This is a genomic window from Paenibacillus peoriae (genome assembly GCF_022531965.1).
GTDB classification, from domain to species: Bacteria; Bacillota; Bacilli; order Paenibacillales; family Paenibacillaceae; genus Paenibacillus; species Paenibacillus polymyxa_D.
In genome coordinates this window covers 5,465,143-5,486,365 of record NZ_CP092831.1, presented here as the reverse complement: position 1 = coordinate 5,486,365, position 21,223 = coordinate 5,465,143, and the positions used below count along the sequence as shown (strand labels likewise).

Below are 21,223 nucleotides of genomic sequence, written 5' to 3'. Positions count from 1 at the left end.
CTGCCGGGAGAACCATCCTTTTATACAGTGGCACGATAGGCAATTTTGAAGTTCAACTTATATCATAATGGCTTTCATAAATAGAAGTCTGGTAAATTTACTAAAAAAAAGATATACTTTTGTTGCACTAACGCAGTACATGAAAGACAAGGAGTGTACCGATGAAGAAGCCGACGATTGAAGATGTTGCCCAGAAGGCAGGAGTGTCTAAAAGCACTGTCTCGCAATTTCTGAACAAACGATATAAATATATGAGCGACCAGACAAGGGACCGGATTGCCGAAGTTATTCAAGAGCTGAATTATCAGCCTAACGGGCTGGCCCGCAGCTTGAAGCAGAACCGGACATTTATGGTGGGAGTCATTGTAGCCAACATTGATTATACGCTGTCGATCCAGTCTATCCGTGCGATTGAGGAGGAATTGCAGCTTTTCGGCATTCAGGTGATCATTTGCAACGCCGATGAAAACCCCGACAAGGAAGGCCAGTATATTGAGATGCTCAAGGCCCGTCAAGTGGACGGCTTAATTATCTTCCCGACAGGCAAGCATGCAGACATTTACAACCAGCTCATTCGTGAAAAGTATCCATTGGTGTTTTTGGACCGCTTGGTGGACGGTGTCAATACACGTAGCCTGCTGTTGGATAACGAAATGGCGATTAAGCTGGCGATTCAGGAACTTGTGGCTCACAAGCATGAGCGAATTGCGCTGATTACCTTGCCCCTTGGCTTGAATCGGATTACTCCACGAGTGGAGCGGCTCAGCGGATACAAGAAGGCATTGGAAGAGCATGGCATGCCATTTCGAGAAGAATATATGCACAGCGTGCCGAGAGAAGAAATCCAGCAGACGCTGAAGGAGCTTTTCCAACTGCCTGAGCCGCCGACTGCGCTGTTGGCCGGGAATGATATCGTGTTGGCTGAGGTGTTGAAGTATGTGAATGCCCGCCGTATACGCATTCCGGCAGAGCTGTCCATTATCGGAATTGACGATGCGGAGTTTGCCCATATTTACAATCCGCCGATTACGACCATTACGCAACCGATTGCGGATATGGGGAAGCAGGCGGCAAAAACGCTGCTGTCCAGTATTGAGGAAGGCGGCGAATCGGTTCCGATTATTTACCGATTTGTGCCGGATATCAATCGGGGAGAATCCGTCAAAACGCTGTAGACGAGCATCATGTCTTATATTATAAAATAGCCCGTATTCCTTTGTACGACCTGAGTATGCGTATGCTGCTCAGGTCACACAAATGCGAATACGGGCTATTGGAAGTTAAGCCGACTTTGGATGCGGCCTTTGTTGAGCTTGCGCTCATAGCAGTGAAGGTTACGCGGGGGATGATCCCGGACTAATTTGTGCTGGCGCTGAGCAAAAAAGATTCCAGTTCGGCTCGCGTCGGATAGCCATCCATGTCTCCGGCTGACATGACAGCCAGCGCACCAAGTGCATTACCGCGTTTGACTGCCTCTGCCAGGGGCAAGCCTTCCAGTAGCGCGCTGATAACACCTGCGGCAAATCCGTCACCCGCACCGACGGTATCCACGACTTGATCTACGCGGAAGCGTTTGACATATCCCTCAGCATCTGCGGATTTGTAATATGCGCCTTCGGTTCCCAGCTTGATGATGACCAGTGAGGTACCACGGTCAAGGTAGAACGAAGCAATATCCTCGGGCGAAGTATAGCCCGTCAATATTTTACCTTCATGAATCCCCGGTAGAAGCCAGTCGCACCCCTCAGATGCTTCGTTAATCGCCTCCACCATCGTTTGTGTGTCAGGCCATAATTTGGGTCTGAGGTTAGGATCGAAGGATACGGTTTTGCCTGCCTTCTTCATGAATTGCCGCGCATGTCGTGCGAATTCGCGGCATTCAGCGGAGAGGGCAACGGAAATACCTGTGAAATGCAGATGGCGAGCCCCGGCAAAGTAAGCTTCGTTAAAATCAGCGATGCTCAGTGTGGAAGCGGCGGAATGCTTGCGGAAGTATTCCACCTCGGGGTCCCCACTTATAACTTTGGATTTAATCAGCATCCCGGTAGAGTGGTCTTTGGTAAACATGACATTCTGGGTGTCGATTCCTTCCTGACGTAGCGCATCGGCAATGAACTTGCCGAACGTATCCTCGCCGAGTTTGGTTACGAGTCCGGCTCGTAGCCCCAAACGCGACAAACCTGCCGAAACATTCGTCTCTGCCCCGGCCAACGCTTTGGTGAATGAACGCACCTCATCCAGAGAGCCTGCTTCATTGGCGTAAAACATGGCCATCGGTTCTCCGAAGGTAACAGCATCCAATGTTGCGGTCATTTGAATTCCTCCTTGTGTTTAGTAAACTTAATCTGTAAGCGCATGCACCAACTGAATAAATTGAAATTATCACATAAATCGGTTTTTCACAATGATGAAGTTGATATATTTGCTAAAAACTTTTTGGGTAATATAGATAAAAAAATGTGGTTTTGTTTATCAAAAGGTAAAAAACGTGTGAAACTTCGTGTGTATTAAGGGTTTTTCTAGGAAAATCGAAGTTTTAGGTTGACACCCCCTTAGATAATTATTACAATTCTAGCTAAGAAGTAGAGTTAGAAACCGCTTTTATAACAATTCCGTTGATAAAAAAGTTTATCTAAACAGGAGGAATGTTTTTATGGAAATGCGTTATTCAACTCATCCCGAACATGCCAAACATTTTACGACTGAAGAGTTGCGTCAGCACTATCTAATCCAGGAACTGTTTGTACCTGAGGAGGTAAAGCTGGTCTATACGCATGAAGATCGTGTCATTATCGGGGGCATTTATCCCGTGAATAAATCTGTTGCACTGGAAGGTAACGATCAAATCAAAGCGGAAACTTTCCTGGAGCGCCGCGAACTGGGCATTTTTAATGTTGGGGGTAGCGGTACGGTCAAGGTGGACGGTGAAACTTACGAGCTGGCCACAAAAGACTGTCTCTACGTAGGTAAAGGTGGCAAGGAGTTGATCTTTGAAAGCGATTCCAGTGGAAAGCCTGCGAAATTTTATATCGTTTCGGCCCTGGCTCATACCACGTATCCGACGACGAAACAGTCTTTTGCCGATGTACCGTCTGAAAGTCTGGGTTCGCAGGAAACAGCTAACAACCGTACGTTGCGTCGCTTTATCCATGATGAAGGCATTCAAAGTTGCCAATTGGTTATGGGGATGACGACGTTGGAAAACGGCAGTGTATGGAACTCTATGCCGACACATGTTCATGACCGTCGGATGGAAGTATATTTCTACTTTGAACTGGATGAGAACGCAAGAATGTTCCACCTGATGGGTGAACCGAACGAAACGCGTCATCTGGTAATGAAAAATGATGAAGCCGTTATTTCTCCACCTTGGTCTATCCACTGTGGTGCGGCTACGGGCAGCTATACCTTCATTTGGGGCATGGCCGGTGAAAATAAAACATACAAAGACATGGATCAGGTTGCCATGAGCGAGTTGCGTTAATCCGATTAGTGTATTGGAGCGTAAACCTGCAAGCGGCTGAGGTACATGGTCATCCCATTCGTGGAAAGGATCAGGAACATGACGAAAAAGAAAGTTTTGGAACATATCACTTCGGTAGGTGTCGTCGCAGTCATTCGGGGAAACACAGCGGAGGAAGCGTATCTCATGTCTAAAGCCTGCATTGAAGGCGGCTTGGATAATATTGAGCTTACATTTACGACGCCGGATGCGGATCAGGTCATTCGAAGATTGAAAGACGAATTTAAGGATCGGGCAGTGATTGGTGCAGGAACGGTACTGGAGTCACTGACGGCGAGAATTGCTATTCTGGCCGGAGCAGAGTTTGTCGTGAGTCCTTCTTTTGAAGAAGAAACAGCGAAGCTATGCAATTTGTACGCGATTCCTTATATGCCTGGCTGTATGACGCTGAATGAGATCAAGGAAGCCATGAAATTGGGTAGCGATGTCGTGAAGTTGTTCCCAGGCAGTGCAATGGGGGCGGACTTTGTGAAGGCCGTCAGAGGTCCAATGCCTCATGTGCAGATTATGCCAACGGGTGGCGTTGATCTGGATAATATGGAAACCTGGCTGCGTAACGGATGTGTAGCTGTGGGAATTGGGGGTAATTTGACGGCTCCAGCCAAGGAAGGTCGCTACGACTTGATCACAGAAAATGCAGCACGTTATGTAGCTAAATATAAAGAAGTACGCGCAGCGCTGTAGGCTTCAGGAAATATAGGTTTTTATACTAATTTGTGATGGAGGCGTAGACATGGGTCTGGACCATTTTTCATTGGATTTTTTCAGTCTAAAAGGTAAAACGGCGATTGTAACAGGAGGCAACACTGGTTTGGGTCAAGGGTATTCCGTAGCTTTGGCCAAAGCGGGTGCAGACCTGTTCATTGTAGCTAACAATGATGAGTATGAAGAAACAAGACGTTTGCTGGAGCCAACGGGTGTGAAGGTTGCCTTTTATCAGGCAGATCTGACAGAGAAAGAATCCATTAAAAAAATTGTAGAAGAATGCGTCAATGAATTCGGTAAAATTGATATCCTTGTAAACAATGCAGGTACGATTCGTCGCGCCCCTCTGCTGGAGTATAAAGATGAGGATTGGGACGCTGTCATGGAGATTAACCTGAATGCCGTATATCATCTGAGCCAGGAAGTGGCAAAGGTGATGGTAGAGCAAAAAAGCGGGAAGATTATCAATGTCGCTTCTATGCTTGCTTTTCAGGGCGGCAAATTCGTTCCGCCGTATACAGCGAGCAAGCATGCGGTAGCTGGTTTGACCAAGGCATTTGCGAACGAGCTGGCAGTTCATAACGTTCAGATTAATGCGATTGCGCCGGGTTATATTGCTACGGCAAATACAGCTCCAATCCGTGCGGATGAAAGTCGCAATCAAGAAATCCTGTCGCGTATTCCTGCGGGTCGTTGGGGCGATCCGTCTGATTTGATGGGAGTTGTGGTTTTCCTCGCCAGTCAGGGTTCCGACTATATGAACGGTCATATCTTGGCGGTGGACGGCGGCTGGCTGGTACGTTAAGCAGCGCTGGTCGCATCGAAGTTTATGAACTGGAAGCTGCCTCAAAAGGAAACTATCCTTTCAGGCAGCTTTTATTTTTTCAATGAAGCTATATGCTGAACTTGAAGACTTGGGGCGCTGTGTCGATCCGTCCTATGCATATGGCACGAATGCCTTTATAATTTAATGAGATAAAAATTGCTAGGCTCCAGCCGTACACTTGGTTGGAGCCTTTGAGCATAACACAGATAGATTGGAGAATGGAGAGATGAGTTCACAGCAACACCAACGAGCTTTGGTATACAAATCTTTGTGGCATGCCGGTCCTTGGGTGCTTGCCGTAGGGATCATTCTGGTAGGTGCCAATCTGCGCGCCTCGATTACCTCGGTAGGACCTCTTATCGGTTTGATTAAGGATTCTTTGCATATTTCGAATACACTGAGTGGCCTATTAACGACATTGCCGTTGCTGGCTTTTGCCCTGTTGTCGCCTTTTGTAGCCAAACTGTCGCGCCGCTTCGGATCGCCTCTTATTATTTTTGCAGCTTTGCTGCTGTTGACCGCAGGTATTGTAGTGCGCTCAACGTTAGGGGTTACTGCATTATTTGTCGGGACCGCCATGCTGGGACTGGCTATTGCCGTGTGTAATGTGTTGCTGCCCAGCTTGATCAAAGAGGAGTTCCCTCGCAACAGCGGACTGATGACCGGCGTATATTCCGTATCCATGAATGTGGTCGCTGCAACCGCATCCGGTCTGAGTATACCGCTGGCTATAAATGGAGGTATGGGATGGCGAGGTGCCTTGGGAATATGGGCGATTGTGGGTGTCGTAGGTATTTTACTCTGGGTGCCCCAGCTCCTTAAGGCTCGCAAAACAGCCAATAACGCAGCAGTATCTGTCCAAACCGTGAATGTGTATAAATCGTCTTTGGCCTGGAAGGTGACGCTGTTTATGGGGCTGCAATCTGCCTTGTTCTATGTTCCTGCCGCCTGGTTTCCTGAAATGATGAGCGGACAGGGAATGGATTCAGAAACTGCGGGCTGGATGCTGTCTGTGATGCAGTTTGCGCAAATGCCATTTACTTTTATTGTGCCTATTTGGGCGGCGCGAGTGAAGGATCAGCGGGTATTGGTTCTGATTATGGCTGCGCTGTATTTTATCGGTCTGGGTGGATTTCTGCTTGGGGCTACACAGTGGAGCGTGATTTGGGTCATATGTATCGGTATAGCGGGTGGTTTTGCTTTCCCGTTAGTGATGATGTTCTTCAATTTGCGGACGCGGACACCGCAGCAGGCAGCAGAGCTGTCGGGTATGGCTCAATCCTTTGGGTATTTGTTGGCCGCGACAGGACCGACGCTGTTCGGTTATTTGCATGATGCGACACAAGGCTGGACAATTCCGCTGCTACTGCTCTTATGCCTGAGTGTTCTGCTTATGTTTATAGGGCTGGGTGCAGCCAAGAAACGATATGTCGGAGGCGAGGTGGATGATCAGACTGCAATTTGATGCAGACGGTTACAGTGTGATTTGTAGTGCAGGTCGTGTTATGTTGTTGGCTAAAGAGTTTGCGCTGTTGCGCTTTCTGTACGATAACCGGAACCAGGTGTTCACCCGTGAACAACTGCTGGATCGGGTGTGGCCGCTGGAGTATCCGGTGGAGCGTACGGTAGATGATCATATCTACAGATTGCGCAAAAAACTTAAGTCATGGGATGGTCTCCGTATTCATACGGTCAGAGGGTATGGCTACAGCTTGACCTTGACTGACGTGCAGCCACAGAATCATCCGTCCTTGCACGATCAGGAGGTGCAAGACGCCGTACATGGACTATTCCGCAAATACCAGCTGTTGGGGCAGGGAAATTCCATCGTAGCGCTGGCTGCCCAGCAGGAGCAGATGGGTTTTGAATTGTCTGTCTTTTATCAAATGTATACCCGTTTTGTACAGGCGGATGTGCCTTGGTTCTTGGAACGGGAGGACTTTGCTCCCGCAGATCGATTGTATTGGATGCTACTGCTATATATGTGCACAGCAGGGGTGACGGATGAGGGGCTTGTCCTATGTGAGCGTGCGCTTTCCAGTGGATTGCTATCTGAAGCGCAGGAGCGGGAATTGCGTATTCTCAACATTCTGGAGGCTTATGTAGAGAACGGACAACCTGAACACGCCCAGGAAGGTCTGCCACTGACCATGATGGTCATGGAACGGGATAATCTCGATAATTTTGTGATGCCTGTTGCGCTGATGGAGATGTATATGCATCTGGTTGCCAATCATATGGAAAAGGCTGCCGAACTGTCTGATCGTCTGGAAGGCATGCTGTCGGAGGCCCCGTTTTTGCGCGAGCTGGGCCGTTATCGGATGATGCGCGGGCTTATGCTGTTGCGTACTGGAGATGTGGATAACGCCGAGCGGCTCATGGATGAGGGATTGGATACCCTTGATATGGCTAAACAGGAATTGCTACAAATCAAAGCGGTATGTCAAATTCGCTCGTTCCTGAAGCTTTGCGGTTCCTATCCAGCGCTGGAAGAGAAGTATGCCGCTCAATATGACCAGCTTGACCGGGATAACAGTTTAATACTGCATCGTCCAGCGCTAAGGCGCTGGCTGGAGCAGACAATCTCAATGGCCTGATTTTTTAGCTGTCTGACTTTTCTCTGATATAGACCCGCTAGAATGTTCTTATTGCTAAAAAAGCTGAAAATGAGAGCAGGGTGAGTAGATAATGAAGGAAAAGAAGGAATTCCAATCCGCGCCTAGCATTTGGCGCAATGGCCGTTTTCGGCGGATGTTTGCGGCGCACACGGCTGCTTCCTTTGGCGATTGGTTTGATGCTATCGCCATTCAGGTGCTTGTTGCTTATCGCTGGGAAGCTGACCCTATGCTGATTGCGCTGATTCCGGTAGTGATGGCGCTACCGGGTCTGCTGCTCGGTTCCATCGCGGGCACGTTAGCTGACCGGGTACACAAGGCCCGGCTGATGATCGTCTGCGATGCAGCTATTGCCTTATTGACGCTGGCCATTCTCGCCGTCCCGGGTCCGGTGTGGCTACTGCCTTTGCTCGGTCTGCGCGCGGCGGCTGGCGTATTTCAAATGCCTTCACAGCAAGGCTTGACCCGCACGGTAGTCGCCAGCGACGACCTGTTTCGGGCGACCTCGCTGAATGGGTTGGTCAATCAGGCCTCCAAAGTGGCAGGGCCGCTACTGGGCGCTATGACCTTGACTGTGTTGTCTCCCCAGGCATGCATTATTCTCAATGCATTGCTGCGCCTCTGTTCCGGCCTGCTGCTGTGGCCGCTTCGCGGAATCGGTCCGGCGCTGGTCAGCCCAGACCAACAAGCTGTTGCAGCCGAGCAGCATGGAAAGTCTGCTACGCATACAGCGCCTGAGGCTGATGAAGTCAAAATGCGGGAGGAGCATGTCCGCGCATCTCGCTTTTTCAACCAATGGCGTGAGGGCTGGGCGTTCTTATGGCGCAGTCGAATGCTTTTGCATACGCTCATATTCGGACTTTTCGGCTTAATCGCCATTCTCATGATCGACTACCAGTTCCCTACGCTGCTGCGAGTGCTCGCTCCGGGTAATGAGTCACTGCTTGGCTGGCTGGTTTCAGCCATTGGTGCTGGCGCCGTCGGCTGCATGCTTGTGCTTAATCGCTTGAATCGCATAAGTGCAGGCTGGGGGCTTGGTGGTGGGTATGTACTGGTTGGCGGAGCTATTGCTGCTTTAGGCTGGGCGCAACCCGGAACAGGATGGCCCGTACTGCTTATGATCGGGGCTGTGCTGGGCGTGGGCAACGGCCTGTACATTATCACCCAGAACTATATATTACAAGCCAAAACCCCTGCTGATATGGTAGGACGCGTCTTCGGTATCCAAAGTACCGTGATTGGAGCAATCATGGTCGTTTCGCCGCTTGCCGGGGGAGTATTGATCCGAATAGCAGGGGCGGGAACGGCTTTTGTCTGGATCGGAATGACTGTTGGAATTCTGGGTTTGGCAGGACTACTGCTTCAATCCGTAATTTGGCGCGAGTCCCTCGCTGATTCTAGCCTGACTACGGAGCAAAATGCAGACCTTGCGTAGTCAAACTTGCGCAATAATTTACTTCGATTTTCGTCATTTATATTTTTAGCATGGGAGAGATCATGATGACTCAACAAACTTCAGCCTCAGAGCCTGTGGCACGGTTACTTGAAGGATCTCGGGTGTACTTGCGTCCCGTTAACGTGGAGGACACCGAGCTATACTATAATACATTGTTCCATCAGGATGTGCGGAGGCTGACAGGCACACAACGCAGCTTTACCAAGGATCAAATTGCCCGTTATATTGAAGCTAAAGGACAGGATTCCTCAAGCCTGCTGCTCTTGATTGCGCTTCGCGAAGATGATCGTGTCATCGGAGATATAGCTCTGCAGGATATGGACAGCCTGAATCGCAGTGCCAACATCCGTATTGCGATCAATGAGCAGGGAAATCAGGGGAAGGGCTACGGCACCGGAGCGCTTGTGCTCATGCTGGGTTACGGATTCGGTATCTGTAACCTGCATCGGATTGAGCTGAATGTATTTGATTTTAATGAACGTGCCATTCGTTGCTATGAAAAAGTAGGCTTTCAGCGCGAAGGTGTACAACGGGATGCTTTATTCTACAATTATGAATACCATGATTCGATTCTGATGAGTATGCTGGACCACGAATACCGCGACCGCTACGTGAAAAAAGTAGAAAATTGATTCAGCACGTTTACACGGGTTAACAGAAGAGATATAATTAAAAGATAAAGTTGCTTGTTTGCGCAAGTATGACCGACAACATCAAATGAAGATATGAATTACCGGAGGAGCCTGTCACCAAGGCTCCTTTATGTCTTTTTAGGGGAACCTGTGCTGTATTTCGGGTTCCCCTTTTTATTTTGCGAGCTGTCCGTTAAGGTCAGACACATATTTTGCACGTTTGTTTTACATTTTATGATTAGGATTTGCAAAATTCGATTCCAGTCGCTCCGATCTATATCTTGTTCATTGGAAGTCGCTTATGGGATTTTTGCAAATAAGTTCAAGGATTAAACAAAAGGAGGTTATCAGCCTATGCAATTTATATTGTATCTTCTGCTGATTCTGTTGTTCACAAAAGTCGCGGGTCATGTGTCTGTCAGGCTCGGTCAACCAGCAGTGCTAGGAAAGCTGATCGCAGGAATTGTGCTGGGCCCAGCGGTATTAGGATGGGTTGAGAATGATTCGCTGATTCATGATATGTCTGAAATCGGCGTGCTGTTGCTGATGTTCATTGCTGGACTGGAGACGGATCTGGATCAACTTCGACGTAATTGGAAGCCTGCGGTAGCTGTGGCGGTTGGAGGTATTATTTTACCGCTAATTTGTGGTTTTGGTGTAGGGGAAGCCTTTGGATTCTCGGTGCATGAAGGCTGGTTTCTAGGGATCATTCTGAGTGCTACCTCGGTAAGTATTACCGTACAGGTGCTCAAGGATATGAACAAGCTGAATACCCGAGAGGGCTCGACCATTTTGGGTGCGGCGGTGCTGGACGATGTGCTTGTTGTGGTACTGCTAGCGGTAGTAATGAGTATATTCGGTATGGGTGGAGAGACTTCGCTGGGACTTCTTGTTGGCAAAAAGCTAGTTTTCTTCGTCGTAGCTATTCTGGGGGGCTGGTTCGTTGTTCCGTGGATTATGAAAATACTCGCTCCACTCAAGGTGACTGAAGCAGTCATCACGACTGCGTTGATTATTTGCTTTGGGTTTGCGTATTTTGCAGATATGTTGGGGATGGCGGGCATTATCGGGGCTTTTGCTGCCGGGATTGCCATTGCACAAACAAGCTTTAAGCACGTCGTAGAAGAAAAGGTGGAACCCATCGCTTATTCCATCTTTGTTCCTGTTTTTTTTGTCAGCATTGGATTAAATGTTTCCTTTGAGGGAGTAGGGCAGCAGCTCGGATTTGTTGTTGTTTTGACACTGATTGCGCTGGTGACGAAGTTAGTGGGAGGAGGCCTCGGCGCGCGGCTGACGGGCTTCAATAACCGTTCTTCTCTTGCGATTGGCTCCGGTATGATATCACGTGGCGAGGTCGCACTTATTATTGCAGCTACCGGTCTACAGTCGGGTCTGTTGGCACAGCAATATTTTACATCCGTGATCATTGCCGTCATTTTGACAACGTTGGCTGCACCTCCAATTCTCAAGCTGTGTTTTAGCGATAAGAGGGAGACTTCCGCTCACGATACAGAAAAGAAGGCCAGCATTGATAAGTTGTAATGAGAGTATCAACAGGTCATAACAAAAAGACCCTTCGGGTTCAGTTTCTCATAGTGTGCATGGAAAGTCCGATTTTAGAGTAGAGCGGACTTTCCATGCAGCATGAGAACATGGGCGAAGGGTCTTTTTTATGCTAAATGTGCTGCAAGAATAGAGAAATTAGGACTCGGACACCACTGTGAAGCGTTGGTTCAGATGTTGTGGTTTTTCGATTTCGTCCACTACGGCAACTGCATAATCTTCGTAACTGACATAGCTTGCACCTTTGGAATTAACCAACAGTGTGTCTTTTCCTACTTGGTAAGAGCCTGTACGTTTACCCAGTGCAAATTCCGCAGAAGGGCTAATAAAGGTCCAGTTCAGGTCGCTGGTACCACGCAAAATTTCCAGGTTTTTTCCTTGGTTGTTGGCTGTTGGATATACGAAATCAGGGAAGCCAGGAGCGTCTTTTACCAAAAGTGTTTGGGATTCATCAGTGAACAAGCTGCCTGCACCACCTACGACAATCAGGCGAGTACCGGATACATTACGCAGGGCTTCGATCAGTACGTTACCTGCATCGACATGCAGATGCTCTTGTCCGAGTGGAGCGGCAAATGCATTAACAACTACGTCAAAACCTTTCAGATCATCTGTTTTCAGATCAAAAACGTCTTTTTGTACCACAGTAGCACGACTTTCTGTTACTTTGGACGAGTCACGGACGATGGCGGTTACTTCATGCCCTCTGTCTAATGCTTCTTTTACGATATTATTTCCTGCTTTACCGGTTGCACCAATAACTGCAATTTTCATAATAGATAGCCTCCTATAAATATGATGTGGATGATTCATTCGTTTGATCGTAAGTGTACTCAGTGCATTTACGAACTTTAATATGTAACTATTATAGTTACAATATAAAATAAAAGTCAAGCTCTTCTGTTGGGCAAACTAAAGTCCTCCGATTGGAAAGAGAGGAACTCGTTTAAATATATAAGGTAAAACTGAATGAGCAAACTTAAGCCAAAATGGATATATGTAGACCACAGAAAAGAAAGGAAGAGTGAATCGATATGAGTAAAAAAGTACAGCTTGAACCCGCAGCACAGAAATTTGCAGACGATAATGCCAAGCCTCCGTTTCTATATGATTTGGGTCCTGAAAAAGGACGTGAAACGGTCAATGAGGTTCAATCCGGCCCAGCAGACAAACCTGCCGCAGATGTAGAAGATCTAACTATTCCAGGCGGGCCTGGCGGTGAGGTGAAGGTCAGAATTGTTCGCCCACAACAGGTGACAAGCGATCTCCCGGTCATTGTATATATTCACGGAGCAGGCTGGGTATTCGGTAATGCTCATACGCATGATCGCCTGATTCGTGAATTGGCAGTCGGCTCACAGGCAGCAGTTGTATTTCCAGAATACAGCTTGTCCCCTGAAGCTAAATATCCGACGGCGATTGAGGAAATTTACGCGGTCGTTCAATGGGTGGCACAGCACGGACGCGAGCATGGGCTGAAGCCCGATACGCTGACGGTAGCCGGAGACAGTGTGGGCGGTAATATGACGGCGGCCGTAACGCTGCTGGCCAAAGAACGTAGCGGCCCTACCATTCGCCAGCAGTTGCTGTTCTATCCAGTGACGGATGCTTCCTTTGACACAGAATCATATCATGAGTTCGCCACAGGATATTTCCTGAGCCGCGAAGGGATGCAATGGTTTTGGGATCAATATACGACGGATCCCAACGAACGAGCGCAGATCACGGCGTCCCCATTACGTGCCACCACAGAACAGCTCGAAGGGCTACCACGTGCGCTGGTCATTACAGGTGAGGCCGATGTGCTGCGCGATGAAGGCGAGGCCTATGCGGACAAGCTACGTGAAGCGGGGGTGGATGTGACCGCTGCACGCTTTCAGGGCATCATCCACGACTTTGTGATGCTGAACCCATTGTCTGAAACCGCGGCCAAGCGCGGTGCGATCATGCTCGCTACCTCATGGCTGCGCCAAGGGTTTGAGGGCTAGTACACTATAGAGCATTTTAAGGGTGTCGTCGTGTGATTTGATCCAGTTCTTTGAATGATTAGGCTGTCTTCTTCCTGCTGACATCTATTGCAGGGAAGGCAGCCTTTATACATATCTGCAATGAAACCGCTTCACGTTCGTCGAACAGAGTGATAATATAAAATTTGAACGAGTTTGACCGACATTCAGCCTAAGGGGGATATCCATGCCATTTCAGGGACAACGCATTTTACCTGCAGCTAAGCATATGAAGCAGCTGGAGGGTATTTTGGACAGTTCTTATGAGTATGCGGTTTTTCTGGATACGCATGTAGCGCAGCTGCGTAGCCTGTACCAGATGGCTAGAAGTCGCAGCAAGCAAATGCTCCTGCATGCCGATCTGGTGCAAGGCTTGAAGAATGACGAGTATGCGGCTGAATATTTGTGTCAGGAAATTAAGCCATTTGGGATTATTTCGACCCGGTCCGGGGTGATCGCAACTGCTAAAAAGAAAGGAATTCTTGCTGTACAGCGGGTGTTCCTGCTCGATACGATTGCACTGGAAAAAAGCTACGCGCTGGTAGAAAAAACGCGTCCGGATTATATTGAGGTGCTGCCCGGTGTTGTTCCACCGATGATTAAGGAGGTCAGCGAACGCACTGGCATTCCTATTTTGGCAGGCGGACTTATTCGCACCCCTGAGGATGTGGAAGCAGCGTTGGCCGCGGGAGCTACAGCAGTTACGACCTCCAATAAACAGCTGTTCGAACACTATAAGCAATAGCTTTTATTTGTATCAAGTGGGTAACCATACATAATAAGCAAGGAGGCTGGGAAACGATGGAGCAATACATTCTTGCCTTAGATCAGGGCACAACCAGTTCGCGGGCCATCTTGTTTGATCGGCAGGGAAAAGTGGTATACAAGGCACAACGGGAGTTCCCACAGTATTTTCCCCAGCCCGGGTGGGTAGAGCAAAACGCCAATGAAATATGGAGCTCTATTTTGGCCGTCATCGCCTCCTGCTTGTCAGAATCAGGTGTGAAAGCCAGCCAAATTGCCGGGATTGGTATTACGAATCAACGGGAAACCGTAGTAGTGTGGGATAAACATACGGGTCTGCCTGTATATCATGCACTGGTATGGCAGTCACGGCAAACAGCCGGGATCTGCGAGGAATTGAAAAGCCGTGGATTTGATCATATTTTTCATAGCAAAACGGGACTACTCATTGATCCCTACTTTTCTGGCACCAAGGTCAAATGGATACTCGACAACGTCGAAGGGGCACGAGCTCAAGCGGAGCGTGGGGATTTGCTGTTTGGTACGATTGATACCTGGCTAATCTGGAGATTGTCTGGTGGTAAAGCACATGTAACAGACTACTCCAATGCGGCCCGCACACTCATGTACAACATTTATGAGCTAAAATGGGATGAGGAGCTGCTGGATATTCTCGGCGTTCCTGCGTCTATGCTACCAGAGGTGAAATCATCTTCTGAGATATATGCGCATACGGTGGATTATCACTTTTTCGGACAGGAAATCCCTATTGCCGGAGCGGCAGGCGATCAACAAGCAGCTCTGTTCGGTCAGGGATGCTTTGACAAAGGTATGATTAAAAATACATACGGTACGGGATGCTTTATGCTGATGAATACCGGAGATGAACCCTGTGACTCGGAACATGGACTGATTACGACCATTGCATGGGGGCTGAATGGTCAGGTGAAGTATGCGCTGGAGGGCAGCATTTTTGTAGCCGGATCTGCTATTCAGTGGCTGCGTGATGGGTTGCGTATGTTCCGCGAAGCCAAAGATAGTGAAGCGTATGCGGCGCGTGTGACCTCCACAGAAGGGGTATATTTTGTCCCGGCCTTTGTGGGTCTGGGCAGCCCGTATTGGGATAGTGACGTGCGCGGTGCGACATTTGGTTTGACGCGGGGAACGACCAAGGAGCACTTTATACGAGCGGTACTGGAATCGCTGGCCTACCAGACTAAAGATGTCCTAACTGCCATGGCGAGCGATTCGGGTGTACCTGTGCGTTCATTGCGTGTAGATGGAGGTGCAGTGATGAACGAGTTCCTGATGCAGTTCCAGAGCGATATTCTCGATCTGCCAGTAGAACGACCTGCTGTGAACGAGACAACTGCACTCGGTGCGGCGTATTTAGCAGGACTGGCAGTTGGGTTCTGGAGCAGTTTGGATGAGGTCCGGGGGTATGCGCAAAGTGATCATACCTTTACTCCGTCCATGAGTGAAGACGTGCGGGCTGATCTTTATGGTGGCTGGAAAAAGGCAGTTCATGCCGCAATGGCGTTCAAGTAGCAGGCAGATTTCCCTTTTCATAGCGTATCGTGTGTGCTACGATATAGATAAGTTAATACTCGTCAGGAGACTTGGAGAGACCATGAACCGCTCGGCATCCGCCGCAGCGATGTTCGTGGTCTTTTTTTGTACCTTATGATGATTCGGTTGGCAGATTGCATCGTGAATATATACAAAGCTGGAGGGATACATGATGGGAGAACAGGGATTTGCTGCGCAGGAGAGAACCGCTGTCTTGGAACGTATGGGACATGAGCATTTTGATATATTAATCATTGGCGGCGGCATTACAGGGGCGGGTATTGCGCTGGATGCGGCGGATCGTGGTTTGAAGACAGCACTGGTGGAGATGCAGGATTTCGCAGCAGGTACGTCCAGCCGCTCGACCAAGCTAGTGCATGGGGGTCTTCGCTATTTGAAGCAGTTGGAAGTTAAGATGGTAGCCGAGGTCGGAAAGGAGCGGGCAATCGTATTCGAAAATGGCCCACATGTGACCATACCGGAGCGTATGCTGCTTCCTTTTCACAAGGGCGGCACGTTTAACGCATTTACCACCTCTGTCGGGCTGCTGGTATATGATTTCCTTGCTGGTGTTAAGCGTAGTGAGCGCCGTCGTATGCTGGACATCCAGGCTACACTAGAGCGCGAGCCTTTGCTGAAGCGTGATGGACTGAAGGGAAGCGGCAGCTATGTGGAGTATCGTACAGATGACGCTCGCCTGACGATTGAGGTCATGAAGGAAGCTGTTACACGAGGGGCGCTGGCGGTGAACTATGCCAAGGCTGACAAGCTGCTGTATGACAAAGGACGAATAAGCGGTGCAAGCGTAACGGACCGGGTAACGGGAAAACCATACGAAATTCGAGCTTCGCTGGTTATTAATGCAGCTGGACCATGGGTAGACACGCTGCGGGAAATGGATCGCTCCAAGGAGGGTAAGGTGCTACGCCTGACGAAAGGTATTCACCTAGTGTTCGATGCTGAGCGCTTTCCGCTCAAACAGGCAGTGTACTTCGATACACCGGATGGACGCATGGTATTTGCCATCCCGCGTGATGGAAAAACTTATGCAGGTACGACTGACACGGTGTATGAGGGGGATACGGCGCATCCCCGGATGACCGTCGAAGATCGGGCGTATGTGCTTCAAGCGATCAACGGAATGTTCCCGGATGTGAAGCTGACTGTTACGGATGTAGAATCCAGTTGGGCAGGGGTACGGCCGCTCATTTATGAAGACGATAAAAGCCCTTCAGAAATTTCACGTAAGGACGAAATTTGGGAATCCCGTTCAGGTCTGATCACGATTGCAGGCGGCAAGCTGACGGGCTACCGGAAAATGTCCGAACTCGTCGTGGATCGTGCGGTACGGGAGCTGGGGCGCTTGCATGGGCAGAGCTTCCGGGCATGCCGCACCAGACACATCCCGATTTCGGGTGGCAGCGTAGGCGGCTCGGCGGGCTGGGACGCGTACGTAGGTAAGCAAACCGCAGCAGGTGTTGCACTCGGCCTGTCGCCTGAAACGGCTAGAGCATGGGCAATCCGCTATGGCTCCAACACAGAGCGGCTGTTTGCGATAGCGGCACGCAGCATGAAGGAGACTACCGAGAAGGAAGCGGCACTGCCTGTGGAAGTGCGTGTCCCGCTCCTGTATGCGATGGAACAGGAAATGACGGTGACACCGTCTGATTTTTTCATACGGCGAACGGGAGCACTTTTCTTCCAGATTGACGAGGTGAAGCGCTGGAAACAGCCCGCCATCGCATGGATGTCCGAACATGCAGGCTGGAGCGCCGCGCAAGAACGACAATATACGGCTGAGCTGGATGCTTACCTGTATGAAGCTGTAACGCCTTTAGAGGTAGAGGTGAAACAAGGTGACGTTAAAGCCATCTAATAGGAACGAGGATGCGTATCCTTTACCGCTCCGCTTCTCTACCATCGTTTCGTTCTCACCACTGCTTTATGTGGAAAAGGGGCCTACAAAACAAAAACAGCGATTCTCTTGTTATTGGAGAATCGCTGCTTTTTTTGTATGCAGATTGTTTACAGCATCAAGTGGAACAGGAACGGGGCGGCTGCCAAGGTAAAGAGAGCGGCGAGCACCATCGAGATGCTGGATATCGTCCCCGTCAGCAAACTGAACTCGAATGCTTTGGAAGTGCCCGTACCATGAGCACCGGTACCGAGCAGTACCCCACGTGAGACTTCATTTTCGATACGGAACAGTTTTACAATCACTGGACCGATAATAAGACCGCTCAATCCGGTCAGAATAACGAATACAGCTGTAACCGTCGGATTGCCGCCAATCGTTTGCGATACATTCATCGCAATGGGTGTCGTAATGGAGCGAGGAATCAGGCTGCTCAGCAGCGAAGAATTCAGGTGCATCCACTTGGCAAGTGCCATGGAGGACAACACGGCTACAACAGATCCAGACAGCACGCTAAGCACGATTTGGGTTGCGTGTTTTTTTAACACTGGGAAATATCGGTATAAAGGGACAGCAAATGCAATCGTAGCTGGTTGTAGCAGCATGGACAGCAAGTGAGCGCCCGAATTATAAGAACGGTAATTCACACCCGTCAGCGTCAAAATCAAAATGATAACAACAGGTGTAATGAGCAATGGAGACAAATACACCTTGGGCAGTGTGCGGTACATGCGTTTGGCCATCCAGTAAATAGCGAGTGTCAATACAATACATAGAAGACCGATCATGATGATTTATGCTCCTTTCGTTTACCAAGCAGACTGGCGACCATACCTGTGCAGGCCATCACCAGAAAGGTGCCGAGCAACACGACCAGCATAATGCTCATACCATCGTGTTCCAGCATCGGCCAATAATTCATGACGCCGACAGCGGAGGGAATAAAGAATAATAGCAGCTCGGCCAGCAACCAGTTTGCGCCAACTTCAATCCAGCTTAGCCGGACCAAGCCGGTTTGCAGCAGAATAAAAAGGATTAGCATACCAATGATACTACCGGGTATAGGCAGGTGGAGCCAGGAGACTACCGCGTTCAGGATGAGCGAAAAGGCCATCAGGACGGCGATCTGGAGGACACCGCGTATGAAGCTTTTCATATATAATGACTCCTATCTTTGTGATCGGTTATTTTCAAACTGTAATGAAATTTTACATCACAAGCTTTCATGAGTAAAATGCATATAAAGAATATAATCTATTCCGTTTATCTATGGGAGAAGGTGTAGCTTTGGATATCCGACATTTACAATATTTTTTGGAAGTCGCGCGGTTGCGTAGCTTTACAAAGGCAGCCCAGAGCATGTTTATTACCCAGCCGACGATCAGTAAGACGATTAAAAGTCTAGAAGATGAACTGGGGGTCGCTTTGTTCGACCGAATTGGCAAAAGAATCGAACTGACAGACGCGGGCAAGGTCATTGAGCTCCAAGCACAAGCGATTGTAAAGTCCTTTCAGAGTCTGTCCTCGGAGCTGAGTGATTTGATGAACCTGAAAAAGGGACATATCCGTATTGGCCTGCCCCCTATGGTCGGATCGAGCTTTTTTCCGCGTGTCATTGGAGAATTCCATAAGGCATATCCTGATGTGACCATTCAATTATTTGAGGACGGGGCGAAGAAAGTGGAACGGGACGTAGAAGCCGGGGCATTGGATATCGGGGTGATCGTGCTGCCCGCAGTTGGAGATATGTTTGAGACATTTCTGTTTGTGGAGGAAAAGCTGAATTTGCTCGTTCATCCTACGCATGCATTGGCAGAGTGCAAGGAGGTACCGTTATCTGCGTTGGCGGAGGAGGCGTTTGTACTGTTCCGTGAGGATTTTACGCTGCATGACCGTATCATTGCGGAATGTGTTCGTGCCGGCTTTCAGCCGCGTGTAGTGTACGAAAGCTCACAATGGGATCTGATTAGCGAAATGGTTGCTGCAAACCTGGGAGTAGCTCTGTTGCCGGAGGCCATTTGCCGAGATCTGGATTCTGAGCGCTTGCGTGTTCTTCCATTGGTAGACCCCGTCATTCCTTGGCATTTGGGGATGATTTGGCGGAACGATCGCTACCTGTCCTTTGCCGCCAGAGAATGGATATCGTTCACACAGCAATTGTTGCGGACGGAATAGGGCGGGAAGTAGTCAGTCCGCGAGAAGGTGAGTACGATGCAGAATAAAAAAGCTGCCCTGAGGGGCAGCGATGTAGCTTGCTTCTATGAGTGTGTTTGGTTTATTGCACGCTTGGTGTGAAGGTACTTGTCCATAATACGGTCAAGTCTGGAGGATTTGTCCAATACACGTTCATCTTTTAATCCGTGTAAGTCAGCCATGCGATTCAGTTCACGGCGTTCTTTTTCCATGAGTTTTTCCAATTGTTCGAGGTTCACAAAGCCCACCCCCCATGTCGATTGTAAGGCATGTCTCCACTAGCGGCAGAAGTTTTTTTGATAACGATGTTATTTCCATTTTACCACTTTTTATTAACAATAATCCAGCTTTCCTGACATTTAGCGACTAATATCTATGGTTTTGCCAGTTCTACCCGATTGCGTCCTGATCGTTTAGCTTCATACAATGCCTCGTCTGCTTTTTCCAATAAACGCCTCGATGCAATAACAGGAGAGCTGCCTGCCCCGATGGATACGGTTAAGGAGAGTATGGTTCCGTCATTCAAGAGAAAACATTCATTTTCCACAGCTTTTCGAATCTTCTCGGCAAAGTTTGCCGCCTTTTCGGTATCACAGTCTCCGAGTAGAATTGCGAATTCCTCTCCGCCCTTACGGGAGGGATATGCTCTTGTTGTAGATTCCCGATTTAACAAAATTCCCAGTTGGCTTAAGACTGCGTCTCCGTTCAAATGGCCGTACGTATCATTGATTTTTTTAAAGTGGTCAATATCTAGCATCACAAGTCCAAAGGGTTTTTTTGTAGTCTTGGAAGCATGAAGTACCTCTTCGAACAGCGCATCAAAAGCACGCGGACTGTATAGCCCGGTTAAATGATCGCGGTTCGCAGCCTCTTCCAGCAGGTGAATAGCCCGTTCTGTTTTTTTGATATGGGACATCATAAAATAAGTGAACAAGCCGCCAAGAATCTTCACGGTTGTGATCATTATTATAGATTCTAAGTTGGGTGGATCATCCACAAAAAAAGCAGATAACAGCGACACAACAACAGCCCCAAGCACGGCTGACATCCATTTGCCGAGGGCTAGCTTTTTTTCTCGAATAAAGATAAGTGAAAGGACTAGTGTCATGAAGCAATTAACCGTAACAGTCAGAGTAATATCCGTCCATCCCCCTGTGATGTAAATACGATACAGGATGACGATCAGGGTGGTCAGCAGACCGGATACCGATCCTCCTATATAAACAGATATGATAATCGCCAATTGGCGGAGATCAACCACAAAGTGCCCACGGATCCATAAACCGGTCATCATTAACAGAATGCTAAACACGCCCAGCATTAAACCGTTTAATATCTGATGAATGAGTGCATGATTTGTCAGGTAACGTTCATATTTCCGGGAAAATAAATTTCCGAAGAATAAGAAGCTCGTTAATAACGCAAAATTGTTAATTAATTCTTTTAACATATCCCTATCCTTTATGCTGTAATGAG

The 21,223-nt window shown here is 48.7% G+C and carries 20 protein-coding genes; 14 read left to right on the top strand and 6 right to left on the bottom strand.

The annotated features are described in order from the left end of the window. The first annotated feature begins 161 nt into the window (after positions 1-161). The gene (locus tag MLD56_RS24325) at positions 162-1,175 is read left to right on the top strand and encodes a LacI family DNA-binding transcriptional regulator (protein WP_029518668.1); all 1,014 of its coding nucleotides are present in this window, start codon (positions 162-164) and stop codon (positions 1,173-1,175) included. 181 nt (positions 1,176-1,356) lie between these two features. Here MLD56_RS24325 and MLD56_RS24320 read toward each other — a convergent pair whose 3' ends face one another. Beyond that, positions 1,357-2,313 (bottom strand): sugar kinase, encoded by a 957-nt coding sequence (locus tag MLD56_RS24320; RefSeq protein WP_029518667.1) that lies wholly within the window; start codon positions 2,311-2,313, stop codon positions 1,357-1,359. Between the two features lie 340 nt (positions 2,314-2,653). Here MLD56_RS24320 and kduI point away from each other — a divergent pair, with 340 nt between their 5' ends. The 8 genes from kduI to MLD56_RS24280 all read left to right on the top strand — a co-directional run bounded on the left by kduI (position 2,654) and on the right by MLD56_RS24280 (position 11,299). Further along, complete coding sequence (gene kduI / locus MLD56_RS24315) at positions 2,654-3,484, top strand: 5-dehydro-4-deoxy-D-glucuronate isomerase (protein ID WP_029518666.1); 831 nt, start codon at positions 2,654-2,656, stop codon at positions 3,482-3,484. Between the two features lie 78 nt (positions 3,485-3,562). Next, complete coding sequence (locus tag MLD56_RS24310; RefSeq protein WP_029518665.1) at positions 3,563-4,207, top strand: bifunctional 2-keto-4-hydroxyglutarate aldolase/2-keto-3-deoxy-6-phosphogluconate aldolase; 645 nt, start codon at positions 3,563-3,565, stop codon at positions 4,205-4,207. 49 nt (positions 4,208-4,256) lie between these two features. Continuing rightward, positions 4,257-5,033 (top strand): 2-dehydro-3-deoxy-D-gluconate 5-dehydrogenase KduD, encoded by a 777-nt coding sequence (gene kduD / locus MLD56_RS24305; RefSeq protein ID WP_029518664.1) that lies wholly within the window; start codon positions 4,257-4,259, stop codon positions 5,031-5,033. Positions 5,034-5,280: 247 nt separating this feature from the next. Beyond that, on the top strand, positions 5,281-6,519 hold the full coding sequence (locus MLD56_RS24300; protein ID WP_029518663.1) for a CynX/NimT family MFS transporter: 1,239 nt from the start codon (positions 5,281-5,283) through the stop codon (positions 6,517-6,519). Next, positions 6,500-7,651, top strand: a complete 1,152-nt coding sequence (locus tag MLD56_RS24295) for a winged helix-turn-helix domain-containing protein (protein ID WP_029518662.1) — start codon at positions 6,500-6,502, stop codon at positions 7,649-7,651. The genes MLD56_RS24300 and MLD56_RS24295 overlap by 20 nt, the downstream gene beginning before the upstream one ends. A gap of 91 nt (positions 7,652-7,742) precedes the next feature. Next, a complete protein-coding gene (locus MLD56_RS24290) occupies positions 7,743-9,104 on the top strand; it encodes an MFS transporter (protein WP_029518661.1) in 1,362 nt (453 codons plus the stop codon). Positions 9,105-9,166: 62 nt separating this feature from the next. Beyond that, entirely contained in the window at positions 9,167-9,757 is a 591-nt protein-coding gene (locus tag MLD56_RS24285; RefSeq protein ID WP_049817039.1) for a GNAT family N-acetyltransferase, read from the top strand. A 354-nt stretch (positions 9,758-10,111) separates the two neighbouring features. Further along, positions 10,112-11,299 carry a cation:proton antiporter gene (locus tag MLD56_RS24280; RefSeq protein WP_029518659.1) on the top strand — a complete coding sequence of 396 codons (1,188 nt, stop codon included), beginning with the start codon at positions 10,112-10,114 and terminating at the stop codon, positions 11,297-11,299. Positions 11,300-11,458: 159 nt separating this feature from the next. Here MLD56_RS24280 and MLD56_RS24275 read toward each other — a convergent pair whose 3' ends face one another. Continuing rightward, positions 11,459-12,094 carry an NAD(P)-dependent oxidoreductase gene (locus MLD56_RS24275; protein WP_029518658.1) on the bottom strand — a complete coding sequence of 212 codons (636 nt, stop codon included), beginning with the start codon at positions 12,092-12,094 and terminating at the stop codon, positions 11,459-11,461. Between the two features lie 260 nt (positions 12,095-12,354). Here MLD56_RS24275 and MLD56_RS24270 point away from each other — a divergent pair, with 260 nt between their 5' ends. The 4 genes from MLD56_RS24270 to MLD56_RS24255 all read left to right on the top strand — a co-directional run bounded on the left by MLD56_RS24270 (position 12,355) and on the right by MLD56_RS24255 (position 17,515). Beyond that, a complete protein-coding gene (locus tag MLD56_RS24270; RefSeq protein WP_029518657.1) occupies positions 12,355-13,308 on the top strand; it encodes an alpha/beta hydrolase in 954 nt (317 codons plus the stop codon). Positions 13,309-13,513: 205 nt separating this feature from the next. Continuing rightward, entirely contained in the window at positions 13,514-14,071 is a 558-nt protein-coding gene (locus MLD56_RS24265; protein ID WP_029518656.1) for a glycerol-3-phosphate responsive antiterminator, read from the top strand. A gap of 56 nt (positions 14,072-14,127) precedes the next feature. After that, complete coding sequence (glpK, locus tag MLD56_RS24260) at positions 14,128-15,618, top strand: glycerol kinase GlpK (RefSeq protein WP_029518655.1); 1,491 nt, start codon at positions 14,128-14,130, stop codon at positions 15,616-15,618. 193 nt (positions 15,619-15,811) lie between these two features. Next, positions 15,812-17,515 (top strand): glycerol-3-phosphate dehydrogenase/oxidase, encoded by a 1,704-nt coding sequence (locus MLD56_RS24255; protein ID WP_029518654.1) that lies wholly within the window; start codon positions 15,812-15,814, stop codon positions 17,513-17,515. 149 nt (positions 17,516-17,664) lie between these two features. Here the strand turns inward: MLD56_RS24255 and MLD56_RS24250 are convergent, their stop codons facing one another. Next, positions 17,665-18,342, bottom strand: coding sequence for a CidB/LrgB family autolysis modulator (locus MLD56_RS24250; RefSeq protein ID WP_029518653.1), 678 nt, complete (start codon positions 18,340-18,342; stop codon positions 17,665-17,667). Then, positions 18,339-18,710: a CidA/LrgA family protein gene (locus MLD56_RS24245; RefSeq protein WP_029518652.1), complete on the bottom strand. Its 372-nt coding sequence runs from the start codon at positions 18,708-18,710 to the stop codon at positions 18,339-18,341. Before MLD56_RS24245 ends, MLD56_RS24250 begins: the two co-directional genes overlap by 4 nt. A 131-nt stretch (positions 18,711-18,841) precedes the next feature. Between MLD56_RS24245 and cidR the strand changes: the two genes are divergently transcribed. Further along, positions 18,842-19,729, top strand: coding sequence for a cidABC operon transcriptional activator CidR (cidR, locus tag MLD56_RS24240; RefSeq protein WP_328801165.1), 888 nt, complete (start codon positions 18,842-18,844; stop codon positions 19,727-19,729). Between the two features lie 83 nt (positions 19,730-19,812). Here the strand turns inward: cidR and MLD56_RS24235 are convergent, their stop codons facing one another. Both MLD56_RS24235 and MLD56_RS24230 read right to left on the bottom strand, forming a co-directional pair. Beyond that, positions 19,813-19,986 carry an aspartyl-phosphate phosphatase Spo0E family protein gene (locus tag MLD56_RS24235; protein ID WP_013312483.1) on the bottom strand — a complete coding sequence of 58 codons (174 nt, stop codon included), beginning with the start codon at positions 19,984-19,986 and terminating at the stop codon, positions 19,813-19,815. A gap of 134 nt (positions 19,987-20,120) precedes the next feature. Next, a complete protein-coding gene (locus MLD56_RS24230; RefSeq protein WP_029518651.1) occupies positions 20,121-21,197 on the bottom strand; it encodes a GGDEF domain-containing protein in 1,077 nt (358 codons plus the stop codon). Between the last annotated feature and the right edge of the window lie 26 nt (positions 21,198-21,223).

Excerpts from the sequence above, each read along its gene's own strand:
- MLD56_RS24255 (WP_029518654.1), top strand. The coding sequence starts at position 15,812 with ATGGGAGAACAGGGATTTGCTGCGCAGGAGAGAACCGCTGTCTTGGAA.
- MLD56_RS24325 (WP_029518668.1), top strand. The coding sequence starts at position 162 with ATGAAGAAGCCGACGATTGAAGATGTTGCCCAGAAGGCAGGAGTGTCT.
- MLD56_RS24310 (WP_029518665.1), top strand. The coding sequence starts at position 3,563 with ATGACGAAAAAGAAAGTTTTGGAACATATCACTTCGGTAGGTGTCGTC.
- MLD56_RS24250 (WP_029518653.1), bottom strand. The coding sequence starts at position 18,342 with ATGATCGGTCTTCTATGTATTGTATTGACACTCGCTATTTACTGGATG.
- MLD56_RS24300 (WP_029518663.1), top strand. The coding sequence starts at position 5,281 with ATGAGTTCACAGCAACACCAACGAGCTTTGGTATACAAATCTTTGTGG.
- MLD56_RS24295 (WP_029518662.1), top strand. The coding sequence starts at position 6,500 with ATGATCAGACTGCAATTTGATGCAGACGGTTACAGTGTGATTTGTAGT.
- MLD56_RS24275 (WP_029518658.1), bottom strand. The coding sequence starts at position 12,094 with ATGAAAATTGCAGTTATTGGTGCAACCGGTAAAGCAGGAAATAATATC.
- MLD56_RS24245 (WP_029518652.1), bottom strand. The coding sequence starts at position 18,710 with ATGAAAAGCTTCATACGCGGTGTCCTCCAGATCGCCGTCCTGATGGCC.
- MLD56_RS24265 (WP_029518656.1), top strand. The coding sequence starts at position 13,514 with ATGCCATTTCAGGGACAACGCATTTTACCTGCAGCTAAGCATATGAAG.
- glpK (WP_029518655.1), top strand. The coding sequence starts at position 14,128 with ATGGAGCAATACATTCTTGCCTTAGATCAGGGCACAACCAGTTCGCGG.
- kduI (WP_029518666.1), top strand. The coding sequence starts at position 2,654 with ATGGAAATGCGTTATTCAACTCATCCCGAACATGCCAAACATTTTACG.
- MLD56_RS24280 (WP_029518659.1), top strand. The coding sequence starts at position 10,112 with ATGCAATTTATATTGTATCTTCTGCTGATTCTGTTGTTCACAAAAGTC.
- MLD56_RS24270 (WP_029518657.1), top strand. The coding sequence starts at position 12,355 with ATGAGTAAAAAAGTACAGCTTGAACCCGCAGCACAGAAATTTGCAGAC.
- MLD56_RS24285 (WP_049817039.1), top strand. The coding sequence starts at position 9,167 with ATGATGACTCAACAAACTTCAGCCTCAGAGCCTGTGGCACGGTTACTT.
- kduD (WP_029518664.1), top strand. The coding sequence starts at position 4,257 with ATGGGTCTGGACCATTTTTCATTGGATTTTTTCAGTCTAAAAGGTAAA.
- MLD56_RS24320 (WP_029518667.1), bottom strand. The coding sequence starts at position 2,313 with ATGACCGCAACATTGGATGCTGTTACCTTCGGAGAACCGATGGCCATG.
- MLD56_RS24290 (WP_029518661.1), top strand. The coding sequence starts at position 7,743 with ATGAAGGAAAAGAAGGAATTCCAATCCGCGCCTAGCATTTGGCGCAAT.
- MLD56_RS24230 (WP_029518651.1), bottom strand. The coding sequence starts at position 21,197 with ATGTTAAAAGAATTAATTAACAATTTTGCGTTATTAACGAGCTTCTTA.